Annotated in this window: 19 protein-coding genes; 4 read left to right on the top strand and 15 right to left on the bottom strand. The window is 65.6% G+C overall.

Annotation, left to right across the window (positions count from 1 at the left end; translation table 11 throughout):
• The first annotated feature begins 41 nt into the window (after positions 1–41).
• Both acnA and H6935_02980 read left to right on the top strand, forming a co-directional pair.
• The gene (gene acnA, locus H6935_02975; protein ID MCP5277305.1) at positions 42–2,684 is read left to right on the top strand and encodes an aconitate hydratase AcnA; all 2,643 of its coding nucleotides are present in this window, start codon (positions 42–44) and stop codon (positions 2,682–2,684) included.
• Between the two features lie 261 nt (positions 2,685–2,945).
• The gene (locus H6935_02980; protein MCP5277306.1) at positions 2,946–3,518 is read left to right on the top strand and encodes a DUF302 domain-containing protein; all 573 of its coding nucleotides are present in this window, start codon (positions 2,946–2,948) and stop codon (positions 3,516–3,518) included.
• A gap of 80 nt (positions 3,519–3,598) precedes the next feature.
• On the opposite strand, the gene H6935_02985 is transcribed toward H6935_02980, so the two are convergent.
• The 5 genes from H6935_02985 to H6935_03005 form a co-directional block, all read right to left on the bottom strand.
• Entirely contained in the window at positions 3,599–4,324 is a 726-nt protein-coding gene (locus tag H6935_02985; GenBank protein ID MCP5277307.1) for a uracil-DNA glycosylase, read from the bottom strand.
• A gap of 16 nt (positions 4,325–4,340) precedes the next feature.
• Entirely contained in the window at positions 4,341–4,805 is a 465-nt protein-coding gene (rimI, locus tag H6935_02990) for a ribosomal protein S18-alanine N-acetyltransferase (protein ID MCP5277308.1), read from the bottom strand.
• Between the two features lie 7 nt (positions 4,806–4,812).
• Positions 4,813–5,493 carry a tRNA (adenosine(37)-N6)-threonylcarbamoyltransferase complex dimerization subunit type 1 TsaB gene (gene tsaB, locus H6935_02995; protein MCP5277309.1) on the bottom strand — a complete coding sequence of 227 codons (681 nt, stop codon included), beginning with the start codon at positions 5,491–5,493 and terminating at the stop codon, positions 4,813–4,815.
• Between the two features lie 59 nt (positions 5,494–5,552).
• Positions 5,553–5,921, bottom strand: coding sequence for an HIRAN domain-containing protein (locus H6935_03000; GenBank protein ID MCP5277310.1), 369 nt, complete (start codon positions 5,919–5,921; stop codon positions 5,553–5,555).
• A 74-nt stretch (positions 5,922–5,995) separates the two neighbouring features.
• Complete coding sequence (locus tag H6935_03005; GenBank protein ID MCP5277311.1) at positions 5,996–7,963, bottom strand: ATP-dependent DNA helicase; 1,968 nt, start codon at positions 7,961–7,963, stop codon at positions 5,996–5,998.
• Between the two features lie 43 nt (positions 7,964–8,006).
• On the opposite strand from H6935_03005, the gene H6935_03010 reads away from it, so the two are divergent.
• Both H6935_03010 and H6935_03015 read left to right on the top strand, forming a co-directional pair.
• Positions 8,007–8,858 (top strand): alpha/beta fold hydrolase, encoded by an 852-nt coding sequence (locus H6935_03010; GenBank protein MCP5277312.1) that lies wholly within the window; start codon positions 8,007–8,009, stop codon positions 8,856–8,858.
• A gap of 7 nt (positions 8,859–8,865) precedes the next feature.
• Positions 8,866–11,175 (top strand): EAL domain-containing protein, encoded by a 2,310-nt coding sequence (locus tag H6935_03015; GenBank protein MCP5277313.1) that lies wholly within the window; start codon positions 8,866–8,868, stop codon positions 11,173–11,175.
• On the opposite strand, the gene H6935_03020 is transcribed toward H6935_03015, so the two are convergent.
• From H6935_03020 to flgC, 10 genes are all read right to left on the bottom strand, one after another.
• Positions 11,159–12,112: a hypothetical protein gene (locus tag H6935_03020; GenBank protein MCP5277314.1), complete on the bottom strand. Its 954-nt coding sequence runs from the start codon at positions 12,110–12,112 to the stop codon at positions 11,159–11,161. The genes H6935_03015 and H6935_03020 overlap by 17 nt on opposite strands.
• Positions 12,113–12,123: 11 nt before the next feature.
• A complete protein-coding gene (gene flgK / locus H6935_03025; protein ID MCP5277315.1) occupies positions 12,124–13,746 on the bottom strand; it encodes a flagellar hook-associated protein FlgK in 1,623 nt (540 codons plus the stop codon).
• Positions 13,747–13,787: 41 nt separating this feature from the next.
• Positions 13,788–14,756, bottom strand: coding sequence for a flagellar assembly peptidoglycan hydrolase FlgJ (gene flgJ, locus H6935_03030; GenBank protein ID MCP5277316.1), 969 nt, complete (start codon positions 14,754–14,756; stop codon positions 13,788–13,790).
• A 133-nt stretch (positions 14,757–14,889) separates the two neighbouring features.
• A complete protein-coding gene (locus H6935_03035; protein MCP5277317.1) occupies positions 14,890–15,978 on the bottom strand; it encodes a flagellar basal body P-ring protein FlgI in 1,089 nt (362 codons plus the stop codon).
• Positions 15,979–15,988: 10 nt separating this feature from the next.
• Positions 15,989–16,669: a flagellar basal body L-ring protein FlgH gene (locus tag H6935_03040; GenBank protein ID MCP5277318.1), complete on the bottom strand. Its 681-nt coding sequence runs from the start codon at positions 16,667–16,669 to the stop codon at positions 15,989–15,991.
• 23 nt (positions 16,670–16,692) lie between these two features.
• The gene (gene flgG / locus H6935_03045; GenBank protein ID MCP5277319.1) at positions 16,693–17,478 is read right to left on the bottom strand and encodes a flagellar basal-body rod protein FlgG; all 786 of its coding nucleotides are present in this window, start codon (positions 17,476–17,478) and stop codon (positions 16,693–16,695) included.
• Positions 17,479–17,490: 12 nt separating this feature from the next.
• Positions 17,491–18,234: a flagellar basal-body rod protein FlgF gene (gene flgF / locus H6935_03050; protein MCP5277320.1), complete on the bottom strand. Its 744-nt coding sequence runs from the start codon at positions 18,232–18,234 to the stop codon at positions 17,491–17,493.
• Between the two features lie 33 nt (positions 18,235–18,267).
• Positions 18,268–19,539 carry a flagellar hook protein FlgE gene (gene flgE, locus H6935_03055; protein ID MCP5277321.1) on the bottom strand — a complete coding sequence of 424 codons (1,272 nt, stop codon included), beginning with the start codon at positions 19,537–19,539 and terminating at the stop codon, positions 18,268–18,270.
• A 70-nt stretch (positions 19,540–19,609) separates the two neighbouring features.
• On the bottom strand, positions 19,610–20,287 hold the full coding sequence (locus H6935_03060) for a flagellar hook assembly protein FlgD (protein MCP5277322.1): 678 nt from the start codon (positions 20,285–20,287) through the stop codon (positions 19,610–19,612).
• Between the two features lie 19 nt (positions 20,288–20,306).
• On the bottom strand, positions 20,307–20,720 hold the full coding sequence (gene flgC, locus H6935_03065) for a flagellar basal body rod protein FlgC (GenBank protein MCP5277323.1): 414 nt from the start codon (positions 20,718–20,720) through the stop codon (positions 20,307–20,309).
• Positions 20,721–20,725 lie beyond the last annotated feature (5 nt).

The following is a 20,725-nucleotide window of genomic DNA, read 5'->3' on the forward strand; positions in this document are numbered from 1 at the left end:
TTGGTTAAAATTTAATGTCTTTCATCAACAGCCCCACCGCCATGCATAGCCCATTCGACTCCCGCCAGACCTTCGACGCCGGCCACGGCACCATCGGTACCTTCTACTCCCTGCCCCAGCTGGAAAAGGCCGGCCTGGGCGCCATCTCACGCCTGCCGGTGTCGATCCGCGTGGTGCTGGAGTCCGTGCTGCGCAACTGCGACGGCGTGAAGATCACCGAGCAGCACGTGCGCGAACTGGCGGGCTGGCAGCCCAACGCCCATCGCACGGAAGAGATCCCCTTCGTGGTGGCCCGCATCCTGCTGCAGGACTTCACCGGCGTGCCCCTGCTGGCCGACCTGGCCGCCATGCGCTCCGCCGCCGCCCGGGAAGGCAAGGACCCCAAGAAGGTGGAACCCCTGGCGCCGGTGGAACTGGTGGTGGACCACTCCGTGCAGGTGGACGTGTTCGGCAAGGCCGACGCCCTCCAGCAGAACATGGAGATCGAGTTCCAGCGCAACCGGGAGCGCTACCAGTTCATGAAGTGGGGCATGCAGGCGTTTGACACCTTCAAGGTGGTGCCCCCCGGCGTGGGCATCGTGCACCAGGTGAACATGGAATACCTGGCCCGGGGCGTGATGGAGAAGGACGGGGTCTATTACCCGGACACCCTGGTGGGCACCGACAGCCACACCACCATGATCAACGGCCTGGGCGTGGTCGGCTGGGGCGTGGGCGGCATCGAGGCGGAGGCCGGCATGCTGGGCCAGCCCGTGTACTTCCTGACCCCGGACGTGGTGGGCGTGGAGCTGGTGGGCCAGGCCACGGCCGGCATCACCGCCACGGACATCGTGCTGACCATCACGGAAATGCTGCGCCGCGCCAAGGTGGTGGGCAAGTTCGTGGAGTTCTTCGGCGCGGGCGCCGCCGCCCTGCCCGTCACCGACCGGGCCACCATCGCCAACATGGCGCCAGAATACGGCGCCACCATGGGCTTCTTCCCCGTGGACGAGGCCACCTGCCAGTACTACCTGGCCACGGGCCGGGACAAGGCCAAGGTGGACGCCATGCGGGCCTACTACCAGGCCCAGGGCCTGTTCGGCATTCCCGCCGCCGGCCAGTGCGACTACAGCCAGGTCATGCAGCTGGACCTGTCCACGGTGAAGCCCTCCGTGGCGGGACCCAAGCGGCCCCAGGACCGCATCAACCTGTACGCGCTGAAGGAAAGCTTCGAGACCCTGCTGGAGTTGCCGAAGGACCAGGGGGGGTACGGGAAGAGTGAAGGGGGAAGGGGGAAGGGGGAAGGGTTGCGGCATGGCGACGTGGTGATTGCCGCCATCACCTCCTGCACCAACACCTCCAACCCGGGCGTCATGCTGGCCGCCGGCCTGGTGGCGAAGAAGGCGGTGGAACTGGGGCTGAAGACCCCGGCCCACGTGAAAACCTCCCTGGGCCCCGGCTCCCGCGCCGTCACCGAATACCTGAAGGCCGCAGGCCTGCTGGGCTATCTGGAGCAACTGGGCTTCAACGTGGTGGGCTACGGCTGCACCACCTGCATCGGCAACTCAGGGCCCCTGCCGGAAACCATCGAAAAAGAAATCCTGGACAAGGATCTGGTGGCCTGTTCCGTGCTGTCCGGCAACCGCAACTTCGAGGCCCGGGTGCACCAGAACGTGAAGGCCAATTTCCTCATGTCCCCGCCCCTGGTTGTGGCCCTGGCCCTGGCGGGCCGGGTGGACATCGACGTGGCCAGTGAGCCCATCGGCCAGGGCGCCAACGGTCCGGTGTTCCTGAAGGACCTGTGGCCTTCCAACGAGGAAGTGTCCGCCGCCCTGCCCTTCGCCGCCGATGCCGGTGTGTACAAGTCCTACAGGAACGTGGGCGCCGACAACCCCCTGTGGGACGCGGTGCCCGCCCCCGCCGGCCAGGTCTATGCCTGGGACGAAGCCTCCACCTATATACAAGAGCCTCCCTTCTTCAAGCTGGCCGCCAAGCCCAACGCCGTGATCCGCGGCGCCCGCGCCCTGGCCATCTTCGGCGACTCGGTCACCACCGACCACATCTCCCCCGCCGGCGGCATCAAGCCCGCCGCCCCCGCCGGCAAGTACCTGGTGGACCACGGCGTAGCCCAGAAGGACTTCAACAGCTACGGCGCTCGCCGGGGCAACCACGAGGTGATGATGCGGGGCACCTTTGCCAACGTGCGCATCAAGAACCTGATGATCCCCGGCAGCGAAGGCGGCGTGACCCTGCACAAAGGCGAACGGACCTCCATCTACGACGCCGCCATGGCCTACCAGGCCGAGGGCACGCCCCTGGTGGTGTTCGCGGGCGAGGAGTACGGTACCGGTTCCAGCCGGGACTGGGCCGCCAAGGGCACCCAGCTTCTGGGGGTGAAGGCGGTGATCGCCAAGAGTTTCGAGCGCATCCACCGCTCCAACCTGGCGGGCATGGGCGTGCTGCCCATCCAGTTCAAGGACGGCACCGATGCCGCCAGCCTGGGCCTGAAAGGGGACGAAAGCTTTGACCTGGTGGGCCTGGAAAACGGCATCACGCCGCAGCAGGATTTGACCCTGGTCATCAAACGGAGCGACGGTCCCAGTCAGAATGTTCCCGTCAAGCTCAGGCTGGACACCCCCATCGAGATCGAGTATTTCCAGGCGGGCGGCATCCTGCCCTACGTCCTGAAACAGTTGCTCGCGTAATTCGCATCAGGCAAGGGGGCTTCGGCCCCCTTTTTTCATTACCCATACAGACAGGAGACAACAATGATGCGCACCCTGAAATCGGCCCTTATCCTGCTGGTTCTTAGCTTCCCTGCCCAAGCCCAGCAGGCCGCGCCCCAGCCGGCACCGGGCTATGTGCCCAGCAACCCCCCGGTCCTGGTGACGAGCGCCAACCCCGCCAGCAATCCCTACCTGCAGTACACCCCGCCCCCCACCTTCCCCTTCAACCCCCTGAGCATCCTGCAGCCCCAGGCCGCCCCTGGGGCACCCGCCAAGCCCTATACCATGCGACGTGTGGTTACCCAGCAGGAAAAGATACAGATGATGCAGATGGCCATGCCCATGATGACCAACCTCATGGGCATGCAGATGGCCGACTCCATGAACTACTTCGCCCGCAAGTACAAGGCGAAGAAGGGCCTCACCTTCGAGGACGTGCGGGACTCCCTGTTCCTGCGGGCCAACGTTAACAACGTGAAGAAGGTGGGCGAGAACCTGATGTGGATGGACTTCAAGGCGGTGCTGGACGACAAGGACGCCCCCCGCATCGAGGTCTATTCCTTCTGCGACATCTCCGTGGGCCGCGACCTGCTCAAGATCAGCCCGGAATTCGTGGTCTTCCTGCCCTGCCGCATCGTCGTCATGGAAGACGCCAACAAGGACATCTGGGTCATGATGCTGGACTGGAGCCTGGACTGGGTGAAGGGCTTCGAGCGCCAGCTGGGCCTGACGCCGGAGCTGGTCAAGGGCGCCATCGACCTGAACGCCCGCATGGACGACATGATGCAGGCCGCCGCCAACGGCGATCTGTAACAAGGGGCAAGGGGCAAGGGGCAAGTCTAGGTTTTCCTTGTGACTTGCAGGCGCGAAGCGCCGACCTTGCTCCTTGCTCCTCACAAAGCGCGCAGCGTCCGCTGGGCCAGCAACAAATCTTCCCAAACCTTGGCCTTGTCGGCCGGATTGCGCAGCAGGTAGGCGGGGTGATAGGTCACCACCAGGGGCACGCCCCGGTATTCGTGCACCTTGCCCCGCAGGCGGCCGATGGGGGTGTCGGTGAGCAGCAGGCTCTGGGCGGCGAAGCGTCCCAGGGCCAGGATGATCTTCGGCCGGATCAGGTCGATCTGGCGCTCAAGATAGGGCACGCAGGCGGCCACTTCATCCGGCCTGGGGTCCCGGTTGCCCGGGGGCCGGGACTTGAGCACGTTGGCGATGTAGACGTTGCGGCCCCGGGCCTGGCCGATGGCCGCAAGCATGGCGTCCAGCAGCTTGCCCGCCTGGCCCACGAAGGGCTGGCCCAGGCGATCCTCCTCCGCGCCCGGGGCCTCCCCCACCACCAGCCAGTCGGCATTGCGGTCCCCCACCCCCAGGACGCCCTGGGTGCGGGTCTTGTGCAGGTCGCATCGGGTGCAGGCGGCTACGGCGGCCGCCAGGGTATCCCAATCTTCCAGGTCGACAGTGGGAAGTGGGGACCGGGAAACGGGGCATGGGGCATCCGCAGAGGACGGTTCGGGAGCTTGGTGCTCGTCCGGCTGCCCAGTGCCCACCGCGGGCTGTCGGCCATCCTTGAGACGCCATGCCGGCCACAGGCCCAGTTCCCGCAGGCGGTCTTCCCGTCCCAGGCTCACGATGTAGTCCTCACAGCACCCGCCTCATCACCAGGGCGTCCTCGCGGCCATTGTCCGTGGGGTAGTAGTTCCTGCGCTGGCCGATGAACTCGAAGCCCAGGCTGGCGTAGAGGCGTTTGGCGGCTTCGTTGGAAACCCGCACCTCCAGGTAGAGGCTATGGCTGTTGTGGTCCTGGGCCACCTGGAAAAGATGGGCCATGAGTTGCCGGCCGTACCCCTGGCGCTGCCAGTGGGGGGCGATGCAGCAGTTGAGGATGTGGCCCTCGTCCACCACGGACATCATCAGCCAGTAGCCAGCCAGGCGTCCCTCGATCTCTCCTACCCAGCAGGAATAGCCCGCGCCGAGGCAATCGCGGAAGTTGCCCATGGTCCAGGGATAGGGGTAGACGGCCCGCTCGATGCGCAGGAGTTCGTCCAGGTCCTCCTCCCGCATGGGGCGGAACTGCATGGCCAGGGGCTTCAATACGGCGCTCATGCCCGTCTCAACGTTCGCATATCTTGAGGGCCACCTTGTCGCGGATGTACAGCGGTTCGGCAGCCTCCGGGGGCAAGCCTTCGCCGCGGGCGAAACGGGGAGCGGCCAGCCTTGCGACGGAGCGGGCATGGGGGATTGCATCGCCTTCCAGGGCTTGCAGGTGCCTCTCTGCCCTTTCCTTCAGTGCGGGATAGGCCTGAAATCCCGGGCCACCGCCCGTGACCCCGGCCTCTGAGGGCATGGCGACGGCATCAGGAGGGCACACCACCGGGCCCATGAGGCAGCTCCACTCATCATCTCGACGCTGGTAGAGCCCGGCGTAGACCTCGTTCATGCGGGCGTCCAGGCAGGCCAGCACGCGATCCGCGCCCCGGGCCGCCCAGATCTCCTCGGCCAGGGCCTCCAGGGTCGATACGCCCAACACCGGAACGCCTGCCCCCAGGGCGAGCCCCTGGGCCACGCCGCAGGCGATGCGCAGGCCGGTGAAGGAGCCCGGGCCCATGCCGTAGGCCAGGCCGTCCAGCTGGCGCAAGCTCAGGCCAGCTTCAGAAAGCAGGTCCATGACCATGGGCACCAGCAGGTCCGAATGGCGTTGCCCTGCCCTTTCTTCGCGCACGGCCACCTCGCCATCCAGCCAAAGGGCGGCGGTGCACCATTCGGTGGCGGTGTCGAAAGCGATGAGGCGCATGGGGATGAAGGGTGAAGGGTAGAACGGCGGAATTTTAACGGAGGGGCTACGGGGTTTGCCTATTGGTCCGGGATGACGATCTCCATCAGAACACGCTTCCAGGGATCCCGGGAGATCTGCAGGTGGAGGATGCGTCCCTCCACCCCCACGCCACGATCCATGATCCGTGCCAGGTCCGCGTTGTCCAGCCGAGGGGCATAGCCGATCTGCACCCCGTGCCAGAACACGCGCACGGCGCGGGGGTCATGGGGGTTGTCGGGTTCCCGGCTGAGCACCAGGACATCCCCCTGCCGCATCAAGGGGAACAAGGCCGCGCCGGCGTAATGCTGGAACCCGGCCACGGGGGAGGTCTGGAGAATTTGGGCCACCTTGTCGAAGGCGATGGCTCGGTCGATGGGCATGAAGATCAGGGCTATCGAACAGGCCATGGCAAGGCAGCCGCTCGAGACGCTGGCCTCACCCTGCCCGCCCGGGTGGACTGGCAACAATGTCGGGGCCCCCTTCATTCCGCCTTGGCTGAAAAGAAACCCATGGCGTCTTCCCTCTTGCGGCTGCGGCGCATGGGCGGCAGGGCCTGCCAGATGCGGCGGCCGTAGGGCTTTTCCACCAGGCGGGGGTCGCAGATCATGAGCACGCCCCGGTCCGACTCCCGGCGGATGAGGCGCCCCGCTCCCTGCTTCAGGCTGATGACTGCGTGGGGCAGCTGGTAGTCGAAGAAGGGGTTCTTTCCCGCCCGCTTCAGGGCGTCCACCCGGGCGGCCAGGACGGGGTCGTCCGGGGGCTGGAACGGCAGCCTGTCGATGACCACCAGGGACAGGGCCTCGCCGGCCACGTCCACGCCCTCCCAGAAGCTCTGGCTGCCCAGCAACACGGCATTGCCCAGGCGGCGGAACTCGTCCAGCAATTCGCTGCGGCTTTTCTCCCCCTGCAGGAGCAGGGGGTACGACTCGCCCGCCCCGGTCATGCGGGCCTGGACAAGGCGGTGGGCCTCGTTCATGGCCCGCAGGCTGGTGAACAGCAGGAAGGCCCGGCCGCCGCTGGCCTGCAGCACAGGCCAGGTAGCCTCCACCACGGCCTCGGTGTAGCCCGGGGAATTGGGGTCCGGCATGCCCTCCGGCACATACAGCAGCGCCTGGCTGGGGTAATCGAAGGGGCTGTCCCAGACGCCCGTCTGGGCTTCCGCCAGGCCGACCTCCGAGAGGTAGTGGGAGAAGTCCCCGCGCACCGACAGGGTGGCGGACGTGAAGATCCAGGCCCGGGGGTCGTCCTCGATCTGGCGGGCGAAAAGCTCGCCCGCGTTGAGGGGCGTGGCATGAAACAGCACGGCATGGGCGGTGGCCTCCAGCCAGCGCACCATGCCCGCCTCCGACAAGGGGGCCGAGTCAACCCCGGGGTGGCCCGGCGGTTGACTTGCAAGCCACCGCGCCAGCCTGTCGGAGGCTTCCCTGCAACGCTCGTGCAGGCGCGCCAGGGCCTCGGCCCGCTCCGCCTGGCTTTCCACCAGGGTGTCCAGCCTGGCCAGGCGCTGGACCATGACATCCACGGCGTCCTGGAACGCGGTCCGCTCCAGGGCCTTGGCCGCCGGCAGCCTGGCCAGGTTGGGGCCCAGGCCCAGCCTCACCTGGCGGGCGGCTGTTTCCAGGTCGCCGGCGGCCACGGGCAGGTCCGGGAAATCCGGAGCGGAGATGGCGGACTCGGCCCGCACGTCCCGGCACAGGTCCACCAGCATCCCGGTGGTCACGGTCTCGCCGAAAAACAGGCTGGCGGTCTGGGGCAACTGGTGGGCCTCATCGAAGATGACGGCATTGCTGGCAGGCAGCAGTTCCCCGGCCCCTTCGTCCTTGAGCCATACGTCGGCGAAGAACAGGTGGTGATTGACCACCACCAGGTCCGCCTCCAGGGCCTTCTTGCGGGCCTTGAGCACGAAGCATTCCTTGTGCCGGGGACATTCGCCCCCCAGGCAGTTGTCCCGGGTGGAAGTGGCCCAGCCCCAGGCCGGCGAGTCCTCGGGCACGTCGGTGCAGGCCATGCGGTCGCCGCTATCGGTGACCGATGCGAAGCGGGCGATGTGCTGCAGATGCTGGACCTCCTCGCGACTCTTCAGGCGCGCATCCAGCAGGCCCCGCTCCAGGTGATAGTGACAGACGTAGTTGGCCCTCCCCTTAAGCAGGGCCACGGTGATGGGCCGCCGCAGGGCTTCCCGCACGGCGGGTATGTCCCGCTGGAAGAGCTGGTCCTGGAGCGTTTTCGTGCCCGTGGACAGGATCACCTTGCCGCCGAACAGCATGATGGGCACCAGATAGGCCAGGGTCTTGCCCGTGCCCGTGCCGGCTTCCACCACCAGACGCGCCCGATCCTCCAGGGCGGCCATGATTGCGCCGCTCAACTCAAGTTGCTGGGCTCTGTGCCGATAACAGGTGATGGTCTGGGCCAGGGGGCCCTGGCTGGAAAAAAATTCGTCCAACTTCATGGCAGGAGTTTAGCGGCCTTAACAGAACAATATGGAGAGGAGCATGAATACCTTGATCCGATGGCTGATTCTCTGCCTTTTCGCCTGCTTCAGCGCAGGAGCACGGGGGGAACTGGTGGAGTTGACCCTGCCCAATCGCGTGGTGGTGAAGGCGGAATACCGGGAGGGAAATTCTTCCAAGCCAGCGGTGCTGCTGGTCCATGGCTTTCTCCAGACCCACAACTTCCATACCATCAACAGGTTGGTGGAATCCCTGGCCGAGGAAGGCTATTCCGTGCTGGCTCCCACCCTTTCCCTGGGCGTGCCCCACCGGATCCGCAGCCTGGCCTGCGAGTCGATCCACACCCACACCGTGACCAGCGGCACCGAGGAGATCAGCGCCTGGATCAGGTGGCTCAAGGCAAAGAATCCCCGCCCCATCATCCTGGCGGGACACAGCCTGGGCAACGTCTACAACCTGGCATACCTATCCAACTTCCCGGACCGGTCGGTGAGCAAGTTCGTGGGAATCAGCATCGTCGAAGGGCGCCTGAAGGACGGCGAGTCCTCCAGGGCCGGCATGGTGCGCAAGCTGCGCAAGTCCGTGCACAAAGGCAACAGGAAGGTCGTGGAAGGCCAGTTCTCCTTTTGCCAGAAGTACGTCTCCACGCCCGAAGGCCTGCTCAGTTACATGGAATGGGGGCCGGACAAGATCCTGAATGCCGTCGACAAGACCGGCATACCCGTCACCATGATCATGGGCAGCCGGGATGACCGGCTGGGGGCAGGCTGGCTGGACCGGCTCAAGCGCACCAGGGCCAAGGTCATCGTCATCGAGGGCGCCAACCACTTCATGGACGGCCAGTACGAGTTCGACCTGCTGGACCGTTTCCTGGATGAACTGAGGGCCCTCTGAGCCTGCAATGGCCCCGATCTCATTGAAGCCCCTCAGCATCAGCAGGCTGGCCCTGCTGTATCTGGCACTCTCGGCAGTGCTGCTGCTGGCCATTGCGACCTATTTCTGGCGCGAGATCGAGGAGACCACCCATCAGCTCCACCTGCACGAGACCCAGGCGGCCAAATCCGAGCTTGCGGAGGCCATCGGCGATGTGCGCAAGCGCATGACCGAGATTTCCAGCGCCCTGGCCAATTGGGACGAGACCAAGCAGCAACTGGTTTTCCCCGAGTACTACACGCTGTGGCGGGACAACCGGGTACGGGATGTGGGCATCGTTCCCCCCACCGTGGACAGCGTCGCCCTCTACGACAAGGCGGGCAACATCCTGATGAACTCCGACAGCCCGGACCCCATGCCGCTGAAGCTGCCGGGCTCCCCGCCCCTCACGCTGTTTCGCCGTGATGCGGGGCATGACCACCTGTATCAATACACCCCGGTCTTCGCCGACCCGGCCAAGGGTGTCCTGTTGGGTTACCTGGGACTGAAATTCGACCTCGTGGTGGAACTGACCCATGCCCGGGCCTACCGTTATGCGGACATGGCGACGCTGAGGGTGAGCATGGACCCCAACAGCGCGGTGGATGCGTCCTCCGCGCTGGAATATCTGCAGGTCCAGGCCCAGCCCAACCCCGAGCTGCTGGAATTCCAGCGCCTGCTCGAAAACAGCCTGACCCGCCTGGCCCTGGCATTGCTGCTCACCCTGGCGCTGGCGGCGTTGCTGGTCAACCGACTGGTCGTCCGTCCCCTGCGCCGACTGTCGGAGGAGATAGACACCATGCGGGATGCCGGCGTCGACATAACGGCGCAGCGACTGGAAAGCCTGCCCGTGCTGGAACTGGAGAATGTTCGCCGCTCCTTCAACGACTACCAGGCCAGGCTGGCGGACCTGCACCAGGACCTGGAGCAGACCAGCCAGGATTTCTTCGACCAGGCACGCCATGACGCCCTCACCGGCGCCTTCAACCGTCGCGCCTTCGACGAGGACTGGCGCGAAGGCATTCTGGACCGGCGCCTGGACAACATGGCCCTGATCCTCTTCGACTGCGACCATTTCAAGGCCATCAACGACACCTACGGGCACAACGTGGGCGACGCCGTGATCCAGGCCATCGCCGCATGCCTGCAACAGGCCTTGCGGGCCGATGACCGCCTTTATCGCCTGGGCGGCGACGAGTTCGCCACCCTCATCACCGATACGGACGCGCGCCATGCCCAGAGCGTGGCCGAGCGTTGCCTGGAGCACATATTTGCCCACGACTTCCGCCAGCATGGACTGTCCGAGCCCGTCACCATCAGCATCGGCGTGGCCGTGTCCGATGACGGCCTTGGCAAAGGTCAACGCATCACCCTCACGGAACTGCAAAAGCGCGCTGACCTGGCCATGTACGCCGCCAAGCGCCCCGGTGGCCAGAAGATCGTGTTCTACACGCCGGACATCGGCAGCGTGGAGTCCCTGGTGGCCAACCGCTCCATCAACGCCGTGTTCCGGGCCATCCAGGATCCGGACCTCATCGAGATCGCCTACCAGGCGGTGGTTCGCCTGCCGGGCATCGAGCAGGAATACTCGGAGGCCCTGACCCGCATCCGCTTCGAGGGCCAGCTGATCTTTCCGGGGGACATCTTCCCCATCATCCAGGACCGCAACCTGGACGCGGAATTCGACATGGCCATCATCCGGGCCATCAACCGCGACATGGACACCGAAACCCTGCCGCCAGGCAAGGGGGTTTCCATCAACATCTCCGCCCAGGGCATCGTCAACGCCAAGGTCGTGGATGCCATGGTGGCCCTGCTGGAGGCGGAACAACGCCGCAAGATCGTGGTGGAAATCACGGAGACAGCCCTGATCACGCAGATGGAAACCGCCACGGCGAACATCCAGAGGCTCAGGTCTGTCGGCGCCCTCGTGGCCCTGGACGACTTCGGCAGCGGCTATTCTTCCCTGCGCTACCTGGCTTCCATGCCCGTGGACCTGGTGAAATTCGATATCTCCATGGTGCGCATGCTGGAGTCCGGCAACGCGCGGCAACAGCTCATGATCGAGGAGATTGCCCGCATGGTCATCGCCGCGGGCTACGACCTGGTGGCCGAGGGCATCGAAAGCCAGACATTGCTGGACAAGGTGGTGCGCCTGGGCTTTTCTCACGGCCAGGGCTATCTGTTCGGGAAGCCCGGGGAATACGGTAGCGGCGGCGGCCGCGCCCTGCCCGGCTCGGGTCCGGATCTCCAGGTCCGGGCAGCCCTGCTGGAGTCCTTTACTAGCCCAGGAAGTTGAACAGGGTCAGCCCCGCCGTACGGGCATAGGCGCGCTCGGCGGCCTCCAGGGAAGTCTGTCGCAACTGCAGCTCGACGATGGCCGAGGCCTGGTCCACCTGCTGGATGTCCCCCAAGGCGTTCTTTTCCAGCAGCAGGAGCGCATTGGTGGTGGTGCGGACGTCTTCCACCTCGCCATAGGCCGCCGCCACCCGATGACTGATGTTGTCCAGGTTGGTGAGGGCGCTGTTGAGCAGGGACGTCCAACCAGCGATGTCGGCCACGGTGAGGGCGGCGCCCGGTATGGTGGCGACGGCGTCGTCCAGTTGCTGCAGCAGGTCGTTGGCGGTCCCGGTCTGGAAAACCGAATCCACGTTGTCGTTGACGCGGACGTAGCGTCCCGTGTCCACCTCGAGCCAGCGGGAACCACCAGGACCTGTCTGGCCATCCGGCGCCGCCGCATTGGGCAGCAACGGGCTGCCGTTGTAGGTGGTGGCCACGGCGGTGCCGTCCAGGGGGTGGGCGTAGGGCACCGTGGTGGTGGCCTCGCCGGCGAATATGTAGTTGCCCTGGGGGTCCTGGGTGTTCGCCAGGCTGAGCAGGTGCCGGGTCACGCTGCGCAACTGCTGGGAGATCGTGTCCCGCAATCCGCTGTCGTGGGAAGGACTGACGCCGGAGATCAGGTCATGGGCGTCCTCCAGGGTCTTGCGCATCTCCGCCAGCACGGTGCTTTCATAACTCAGGCCGATGGTGGCCCGGTCCTGGTTGGAGGCGAACTGGGATCGCACCGCCACCCTGTTGGACAACTGCAGGATCTTTTCCGTCGCCAGGGGATCGTCCTTGGGGGCGAGGAACGCCTTGCCCGTCGCGATCTGCTGGTTGAGCCGGGAGATGGCCTGCTGGTTCTCGCGGATGCCAGGCAGGCTCGAGTTGAAGTAGGAAAAACTGTCAATACGCATGGTGCTCTCCTTTACCGGACGATGCCGAGCACTTCATCGAACAGGCTCGAGGCGATCTGCATGGCCCGGGCAGCGGCCTGATAAGCCTGCTGGTAGCGGATCAGGTTCACCGCTTCCTCGTCCAGGTTCACGCCGGATATCTCCTGCTGGGACGCCGTGGCCTGCTCCACCAAGGCCGAAAAGGCCGATTGGGACAGGTCCGCCTCTGCCGTCAGGCTTGCCGTGCGGCTGACGGACTCGTCGTAGGCTTCGGAAAAGCTGCGGGTGCCGTTGTTGAGGACCTGGCTGGTCCTCAGGTCGGCCATGGCCAGCATGTTGCTGTTGTCCCCCGGTCCGATGGCCGCCGCGCCGGCTGCCGCCACCTGGCTGGTACTGGTCAGCTCCATGCTCATCTGGCCGGCATAGTCGCCGATCAGCCAGCTCTCCCCCGCAGCGGGCGCCGGCACGCCGGCGGCCACGGTGAATCCCAGTCCGGCGGCATTGACGGCCGCGAGGTTGGCGTAGTTCGTGGTCACGCCCGTGGATAGCACGGTCACGTCATAGTCCGGGCCGTTGAAGTCGATCCGGTATCCAACCCGGTCCAGCAGCAGGTCGTTGGTGATGGTCATGTTGAGCTCACCCACCGTGGCCCCCTGGGCCACCACCGGGTTGGTGAAGAAGTCCACGCCAGCGTTCAAGTTGTAGTCCAGGCCGCCGCGATGCAGCGTGTTCACGCTGCTGGCCACGGCCATGGAGATGACGTTGAGATCGTCCAGGGCGGGCAGGAGGATGTCCTCCCGCTGGGCCAGCACGCCGCCCAGCTGGCCACCGGAGATCAGGCTGGAATCCAGGGTGATGGTGCTGGCCCCCAGGGTCAGGGCCGGCACCTTCAGGGTGCTGTCGCTTGGGTCGGTCACGGCGGACAGGCCGTAGGCCAGGGTTCCCACCACCAGGGGCTGGCCGCTGCCGATGAAGAGGTTGAGGCTGCCGTCCGACTGTTCGATGGTGGATACGTTGACCAGCTTGTTCAGGTCCGAGACGAGTTGTTGCCGCTGGTCGCGCAGGTCGTTGGCCGTTCGCCCGTTCACGCCTTCGTCCCGGGCAATGGTGTTGTTGAGGCCGGCGATCTGGGCTGAGAGGGCATTCACCTGCCGGGCGATGGCCTCGATGTCCGAGTTGGTGGCGGCACGCATGGACTTCAGCTTGTTGTCCAGGGTGTTGACGCGCCCCGCCAGGTTGTTGCCGGCGGAGAGCAGGTTCTGCCGCGCGGCGTTGGACGTGGGGTCGTTGGCCACCTCGTTGATGGCCGCGAAGTAATTGTCCAGGGCCGTGGAAAGACCGCTGCCCGCATCCCCCAGCATCTTGTCGATCTGGCTGGCCTGGGCGCCATAGGTCTCATGGCGGCTGAGCTGGGCCTGGTTCTGCAGCACCTCGTTGTCCAGGAAGCGGCTGTAGAGCTGGCGAACCGAAGTGGTGCTGGTACCCGTGCCGATATACCCGGTGGGCGAGTACTGGGCCTTGGTGGCGGCGAATACCGCCTCCTGGCGCCGGTAGCCGGCGGTGTTGACGTTGGCGATGTTGTGTTCCGTGGTGCGTATGCCCACCTGGGCCGCATTCAGGCCCGTCAACGCAACGCCTAGTATCCCTGATGGCATGGCAACCTCCTGTTACCTTCGAAGTGACGTTCTGTCACAGCTCAAACTCCGCTCATCGCCACCCTGGCGATGACAGACTGCAATTTGCTTCCATAGGCCGGGTCGGTGGCATAGCCTCCGGCCACCAAACCCCTGGCGAAGGCAGACGCGTCTGCGCCGGCCTCCAGGGCATCGCCGTAACGGGTCTTGAGCAGGTTCGCGTAATCCCCGAAGGCGCTGTCGTAATCCGCGTAGGCGCGGAACCGCTGGGTCATCTTCATGGGCAGGCCCTGCCGGTATTCCGTGGTCAGGGTTTCCGCCACGGCACCATCCCAGCTACGGCCTGCCTTGATACCGAACAGGTTGTGGCTGGACTTGCCTGCACCATCCTTGATCTCGTGGCGGCCCCAACCGGACTCCAGGGCCGCATGGGCCAGGATGAAGTCCGCCGGCACGCCCGTGGCGGCAGCCGCGGCTTCGGCGTGGGGTCGCATGCGGGCGATGAAACCAGCCTTAATATCCGGGTTGGCAGTTGGCGGTTGCATCCCCGGAGAGGCCTTCGGCGAGGGCGCCGATGTCACCAACCCTGATTCGCCCACAGCCGGCGCATCGCTTGCGCCCAATGGCTGACCAACTCCTGGCTGGCCCACTCCCGGCTGGCCCACTCCCGTCGCCGACAACCCACCACCGGCCATCGACTGCCCACCGACCGCTGCCGAGTGCTTTTCGAGGGCCTTCACCATCATGTCCGCGAAGCCCAGTCCCCTGCCCTTGGCCATCTGGGTGGCCCACTGCTGGTCCAGGAGATCCTGGTAGAGCTTCATGCCTTCGCCCCCGCTCATGGGATCGTCCTCATCGCTGAACCGGGTCTGGCGCATGGCCTTCAGCATCTGGGACACGAGCAGGGACTCGAACTGCCTGGCAGCCCCCACCAGGGCCTCGCGGTCGCCATTGGCGGCCTTCAGGCGCAGGGCCTGGGCATCGGCCACGTCCACCGCCAGGCGATCGGGGACAAAACCGGCGGACATCATTTTGAGGCGCCCTTCCCCATGGGCAGGGGCAAGGGGCAAGGACGGCGCCGCGCGCCTGCAAGGGCCAAGGAACGGCGAAAACCAACGGCTTTCCTTGTCCCTTGCCCCTTGCCCCTTGTCCCTATCAACTGGCTCATATGATCTCCAGCTCGGCCTTCAGGGCGCCGGCGGCCTTCATGGCCTGGAGGATGGCCAGCAGGTCCTGGGGCGTGGCGCCCACGGCGTTGAGGGCCTTCACCACCTCGTTGAGGGAGGCGGAGGCAGGCAGCACCATGAGCTCGCCCTTGTCGGTCTTGACCTGGATGTCGGCCTTTTCCGTCACCACCGTCTGGCCGCCTGCCAGGGGATTGGGCTGGGATACCTGGGGCTCGGCAGTGACCGTCACCGACAGGTTGCCATGGGCGATGGCGCACTTCTCCACGCTCACCAGCTGGTTCATGACGATGGAGCCGGTACGGGCATTGATGATGACCCTGGGGGTGGGCGTGCCCGGGTTCAGGTTCAGGTTTTCCAGCTGGGACAGGAATGCCACCCGCTGGCCCGGGTCGGCGGGCGCCTTCACCTGGATGACCCTGCCGTCCAGGGGGGTTGCGCTGCCCCGCCCGAACTGGCGCTGGATGGCCTCGCTCACCCGGTTGGCGGTGGTGAAGTCCATCTCCCTCAGTTCCAGGTGGATGAAATCGCCCTGCCCCACCCGGCTGGGCACGGCCCGTTCCACGGTGGCGCCGGCCGGAATGCGCCCGGCTGAAAGATGATTCACCGTGGTGGATGAGCCGCCGGCAGAGGCGCCCGCGCCCCCTACCAGCAGGCTGCCCTGGGCCATGGCGTAGATCTGCCCGTCCGCGCCCTTCAGGGAGGTCATGAGCAGTGTGCCTCCCCTCAGGCTCTTGGCACCGCCCAGGGAGGAAACGGTGACATCGATGGTCTGGCCGGGCTTGACGAAGGGGGGCAGCTGGGTGGTCACCATCACGGAGGCCGCATTCTTGGTGGCCAGGTTCTGTCCGGTGGTCATGCCCAGGTTGCCCATGAGGTTGGCCAGGCCCTGGTTGGTCAGCGGGGAGGTGTCGCCAGTGCCGTCCAGGCCCACGACGATGCCATAGCCCACCAGCTGGTTGGCGCGCACGCCGTCGATGTTGGCGATGTCCTTGATGCGCTCTGCCAGTGCCGGCGTACCCGCAAGCAAGGATGCCGCGGCGATCAGGAGGACGAAGATGTCTTTCATGTCAGCCTCCTCAGAACGGCAGGATGGTCAGGAAGAAGCGTGCGAGCATCCCCGCCATCTGGCTCTTGTCGAATTTCTGGGAATTGGTGGACTCCAGCTGCACGTCCGCCATCTGGGTGGAGTTGACGGTGTTGCCGGCCGTGATCTGGTTGGGGTTCACCACGCCGGCCAGGCGGATGTACTCCGTGTCCTGGTTCACGCGCACCTGCTTTTCCCCCGCCACCAGCAGGTTGCCGTTGGCCAGCACCTCCACCACGGTGACGGTGATGGAGCCCTTCACTTCGTTGGTGTTGGTCTCGTTGTCCTTCAGCTCGATCTTGTTGGACGCCGAGGGGTCCCAGCTAGTGGCCCCCAGCAGGCTCGAGGAACGTCCCAGCACCGTGGGTGAGGGGATGTCGATGCTGCCGTTGGCCTTGCGTTCGTCAGTCGTTTCGGACTTGCGCTTGGCTTCCGTCTTTTCTACCAGGTTCACGGTGAGGATGTCGCCCACCCGCTTGGCCCTGCGGTCCTCGAACAGGCCCATGCCCGGCCTGGCCTGGCTGGCGGCAGCCTGGAAGATGGCGCCGTTGCTGTCCGCCCGCGGGGCGGCCGGCTGGGGACGGGCCGTGAGGGGGGTTCTGATCTGAGTTTCGGGCGTGGCGGCACAGCCGGCAAGCAGGATGGTGGCGGCAAGCAGGGCGATGGCTCTCATGACGTGCTCCTCACCCCACGCCCTCAGATTTGGGTCAGACGCTGCAGCATCTGGTCCGAAGTGGTGATGGCGCGGGAATTAAGTTCATAGGCCCGCTGGGTGACGATCATGTTCACCAGTTCCTCCGCCACGTTCACATTGGATGTCTCGACGAAGCTCTGGTTGAGCACGCCGATGCCGTTGTTGCCCGGGTTGTCCACCTGGGGCGGGCCGGAGGCGGCCGTCTCCTGGTAGAGATTCTCGCCAACGCTGTGCAGGCCAGTGGGGTTGATGAAGGTGGCCAGCTGGATCTGGCCCAGCTGGGTGATGGTGTTGGGGTTGCCGGGCTGGGTGGCCGACACGACGCCGTCCCGGGCGATGGTGACCAGCAGGGCGTCCTGGGGTATCTGCATCTGGGGCTGGAGGATGTATCCGCTGGCGGTGACCAGGGTGCCCTGGTCGTTCACCTGGAAGGAGCCGTCCCGGGTGTAGGCGACGGACCCGTCGGGCATCTGGATCTGGAAGAAGCCCCGGCCGTTGATGGCCACGTCCAGGGCGTTGCCCGTCTGCTGCAGGCTGCCCTGGGTGTGGATGCGCTCGGTGGCCACGGGGCGTACGCCGACACCGAGCTGGAACCCGGAGGGCAGCAGGGTCTGCTGGCTGGAATTGGCACCCGCCCCGCGGATTGTCTGGTACAGCAGGTCCTCGAAGATGGCCCGCCCGCGCTTGAAGCCCGTGGTGGAGACGTTGGCCAGGTTGTTGGAGATCACGTCCAGCTGGGTCTGCTGGGCCTCCAGTCCGGTGCGGGCGATGTGCAGGGAACGCAGCATTGGGTATTCCTATCAGCCGTTCATGGAGAGCACCTTGTCGGCGCTGCGGTGGTTTTCATCGGCGGCGCGCAGGACGCGCATGTTCATCTCGAACTGCCGCGCCAGGCTGACCATGGAAACCAGGGCCTCGGCGGGGTTCACGTTGGAGGTCTCCAGGGCGCCGGAGACGACCTGGACGTTGGCGTCGGCCAGGGCGGGCTGGCCGTCCTTGGTGCGGAACAGACCGTCCTCGCCCCGCACCAGGTCGGCCTCGGGTGGATTCACCAGCTTCATGCGCCCGGCGATCGTCACCGCATTCCGGTTCTGGCTCACGGGCACGGTGGAAATGGTGCCGTCCTTGCCGATGAGTACGTCCTGCTCGGGCGGCACGGCGATGGGCGCGCCCTCACCCAGCAGGTTGTAGCCGTTGGTGGTCTGCAGCAGGCCGTTGACGCTTACCTGCAGATGACCCATGCGGGTGTAGGCCTCCTGGCCCTTGGCGTCCTGGACGGCGATCCAGCCCTCGCCCCTTACCGCGACGTCCAGGGACCGGCCAGTCTCCTGGATGGCGCCGCTGGTAAAGTCGCTGCGGGGGGTGGTTTCCAGCACGAAGGCCCGGGTCTTCGCCCCCTCCCCCACCACCGGCAGGGCGCGGAACACGTTCAGTTCCTGCTTGAAACCGTGGGTGGAGACGTTGGCCAGGTTGTTGGATACAGCCGCCTGCTGGCGGGTAACCTCCCGCGCCCCGGTCATGGCGATGTAGATCACGCGATCCATGCTGTGCTCCGCTTAGCGCTAGCCATTCACCGCTTACCTGAGGTTGACCAGGGTCTGCAGGATCTGGTCCTGGGCCCGCACGGTCTGGGCGTTGGCCTGGTACATGCGCTGGGCCACGATGAGGTTCACCAGTTCGGCGGTGAGGTCCACGTTGGATTCCTCCACCGCGCCGGACTGGATGCCCCCCAGCACGCCGCTGCCAGGTGCGCCGATGACGGCCTGGCCCGCCTCGGCGGAATCCACCCACAGGTTGTCGCCGATGGGCTGCAGGCCCTGGGTGTTGGCGAAATAGGCCATGGCCACCTGGCCCAGGGTCTTGGACTGGCTGTTGGTGTAGCGGCCCTCGATGGTGCCGTCATCGGCCACGGATAGACCTGCCAGGCGCCCTGAGGAAAAGCCGTCCTGCGAAACGGAGTTGACGCCGAACTGGCTGCCAAACTGGGTGGTGCCCGTCAGGTCCAGGTCGAAGGCCAGCGGGTCGTTGGCGCCCGTGCTCACGGCCACTTCCATGCCCGCGATGGGCATGGCGGTCTGCAGGGCGCCCGTGGCGTCGAAGGTCAGCGTCAAGGGGTCGCCCGCCGCGAGGACAACCGAAGCGGCGCCGTCGAAGTCGACGTTGGCGATACCGGTGCCGTCTATGTCCCCATACATCTCCCAGACGTTCGCCACCGCCGTCTTGACGAAATACAGCGTAAGGGCGTGGGAATTGCCCAGGGAGTCATACACCGTCACCGAGGTGGCGGCGTTGTAGGTGGCGGCATTCGCCGTGGAAAAGGCTCCCGCGGGCTGGGCCTCGGTGGAATCGACGTTGGCCACCAGAAAGACATTCTGGGTAGCGCTGGGCGCGATGTCGGCAAAGGTGATCTGCAAGGGCCCGGGACTGGCGGTGACGATGTTGCCGTTGGCGTCCACGCCGTAGCCCATTAGCTGCTGGCCCTGGTTGTTGATGATGTAGCTGAGGCCGTTGGCGTCCGGCTTGTCCAGGTGGAACTGGCCGTTGCGGGTGTAGGCGGTGGCCCCGCCCTGGTTCATCAGGAAGAAGCCCTCGCCGCTGATGGCCAGGTCCAGGGGGTTGTTGGTGGTGCTGATGTTGCCCTGGTTGAACTGCTGGGCCACGTCGGCCACCTTGGAGCCGATGCCCACCTGAAGGCCGCCTGCCCCGTAGAGGGAGGTGGCATAGACATCGGCGAACTGGGTTGCCGAGGACTTGAAGCCTACCGTGGACGCGTTGGCGATGTTGTTGCCGATGACATCCAGGTTCTTGGCCGCCCCGTTGAGCCCGCTCAAGCCTTGTTGAAATCCCATCTCTCTCTCCTCTGTTTAACGAAAGGCCGCCCCGAGCTTGTTCATCACCCCCTCGGGGGGGCTGGGGGTATTAGAAAATCTGCCTGATCTGACCCATGTCCATGTTGCCAAGGCCTGACACCTCCACCTCCATGGTGCCGTCCTTCAGGGCCACGCTCATGACCTGGCCCAGTGCATAACTGGTGGCGGCCACGTCCTTGCCGCCCGCCGTGGCAGCCACCTGGAAGCTGTAGTCACCATTTGCCAGCGGGTTGCCTCCGGTGTCCTTGCCATCCCAGACGAAGCGAACCAGGCCCTCGTCCTGCTTGCCCAGGTCCAGGGTTTTCACAAGGTTGCCGTTGGCATCGAAGATGTCCACCTTGACGCTGTCCGCCTTGCCGTCCAGGGATACGCCGCCCACCGCAGCGCCGTTGGCCATGGGCAGGTAGTCGCCTTCAGCCAGCACCTGGTGGCCCACCAGGCTGGCCCCCTGGATGACCTGGGATGCGCGGAACTGGGCGTTGAGGGCATCCAGGCTGTCGTTCAGCTTGTTCACGCCTTCCACCGTGGACATCTGGGCCAGCTGCGTGGTGAGCTCGGCGTTCTCCATGGGGTTCATGGGATCCTGGTTCTTGAGCTGGGTCACCAGGAGCTTGAGGAACCGGTCGCTCATCTCCTGCACGCTGGATGTGGAGCCCCCGACGGCATTGCCGTTGATGGCGGCAGCCGCTTCGGCTGAATAGTTGGCTTGGGTCGCAGCAACGGTCATGTCTTATTCCTCGGCCACATCAGGGTTGGGCTACGGCCAGGGTCCGCTGCATCAGGGACTTGGCCGTGCTCATCACTTCGGTATTGGTCTGGTAGGAACGGGAGGCGGAGAGCATGTTCACCATCTCCTCCACCGGGTCCACGTTGGGGTAGGCCACATAACCCTTGGCATCCGCCAGGGGATGCTTGGGGTCGTACACCAGTCGCGGCGGCGCGGGGTCCTCGATCACTTCCTTCATGCGCACGCCCTGGGCCCAGGGGGCGCTGCCACTCATGGGCACGGCCTGGAACAACACCTGCTTGGCCTTGTAGCCTTCCCCCGTGGAGGCATGGGCGGAATCCGCGTTGGCCAGATTGGAAGCCACCGCGTTGAGCCGCATGGACTGGGCCGTGAGGGCCGAGGCGGCGATGTGGAAGACGTTGGTCATGCTCATTCAGC

Origin of the sequence: Thiobacillus sp. (assembly GCA_024235835.1) — a bacterium.
Lineage (GTDB): Bacteria > Pseudomonadota > Gammaproteobacteria > Burkholderiales > Thiobacillaceae > PFJX01.

Coding starts and splice junctions, on each gene's coding strand:
- acnA (MCP5277305.1), top strand. CDS start 42: ATGCATAGCCCATTCGACTCCCGCCAGACCTTCGACGCCGGCCACGGC.
- rimI (MCP5277308.1), bottom strand. CDS start 4,805: ATGAGCGCCGTATTGAAGCCCCTGGCCATGCAGTTCCGCCCCATGCGG.
- tsaB (MCP5277309.1), bottom strand. CDS start 5,493: ATGCGCCTCATCGCTTTCGACACCGCCACCGAATGGTGCACCGCCGCC.
- H6935_03000 (MCP5277310.1), bottom strand. CDS start 5,921: ATGGCCTGTTCGATAGCCCTGATCTTCATGCCCATCGACCGAGCCATC.
- H6935_03005 (MCP5277311.1), bottom strand. CDS start 7,963: ATGAAGTTGGACGAATTTTTTTCCAGCCAGGGCCCCCTGGCCCAGACC.
- H6935_03010 (MCP5277312.1), top strand. CDS start 8,007: ATGAATACCTTGATCCGATGGCTGATTCTCTGCCTTTTCGCCTGCTTC.
- H6935_03015 (MCP5277313.1), top strand. CDS start 8,866: ATGGCCCCGATCTCATTGAAGCCCCTCAGCATCAGCAGGCTGGCCCTG.
- H6935_03020 (MCP5277314.1), bottom strand. CDS start 12,112: ATGCGTATTGACAGTTTTTCCTACTTCAACTCGAGCCTGCCTGGCATC.
- flgK (MCP5277315.1), bottom strand. CDS start 13,746: ATGCCATCAGGGATACTAGGCGTTGCGTTGACGGGCCTGAATGCGGCC.
- flgJ (MCP5277316.1), bottom strand. CDS start 14,756: ATGATGTCCGCCGGTTTTGTCCCCGATCGCCTGGCGGTGGACGTGGCC.
- H6935_03035 (MCP5277317.1), bottom strand. CDS start 15,978: ATGAAAGACATCTTCGTCCTCCTGATCGCCGCGGCATCCTTGCTTGCG.
- H6935_03040 (MCP5277318.1), bottom strand. CDS start 16,669: ATGAGAGCCATCGCCCTGCTTGCCGCCACCATCCTGCTTGCCGGCTGT.
- flgG (MCP5277319.1), bottom strand. CDS start 17,478: ATGCTGCGTTCCCTGCACATCGCCCGCACCGGACTGGAGGCCCAGCAG.
- flgF (MCP5277320.1), bottom strand. CDS start 18,234: ATGGATCGCGTGATCTACATCGCCATGACCGGGGCGCGGGAGGTTACC.
- flgE (MCP5277321.1), bottom strand. CDS start 19,539: ATGGGATTTCAACAAGGCTTGAGCGGGCTCAACGGGGCGGCCAAGAAC.
- H6935_03060 (MCP5277322.1), bottom strand. CDS start 20,287: ATGACCGTTGCTGCGACCCAAGCCAACTATTCAGCCGAAGCGGCTGCC.
- flgC (MCP5277323.1), bottom strand. CDS start 20,720: ATGAGCATGACCAACGTCTTCCACATCGCCGCCTCGGCCCTCACGGCC.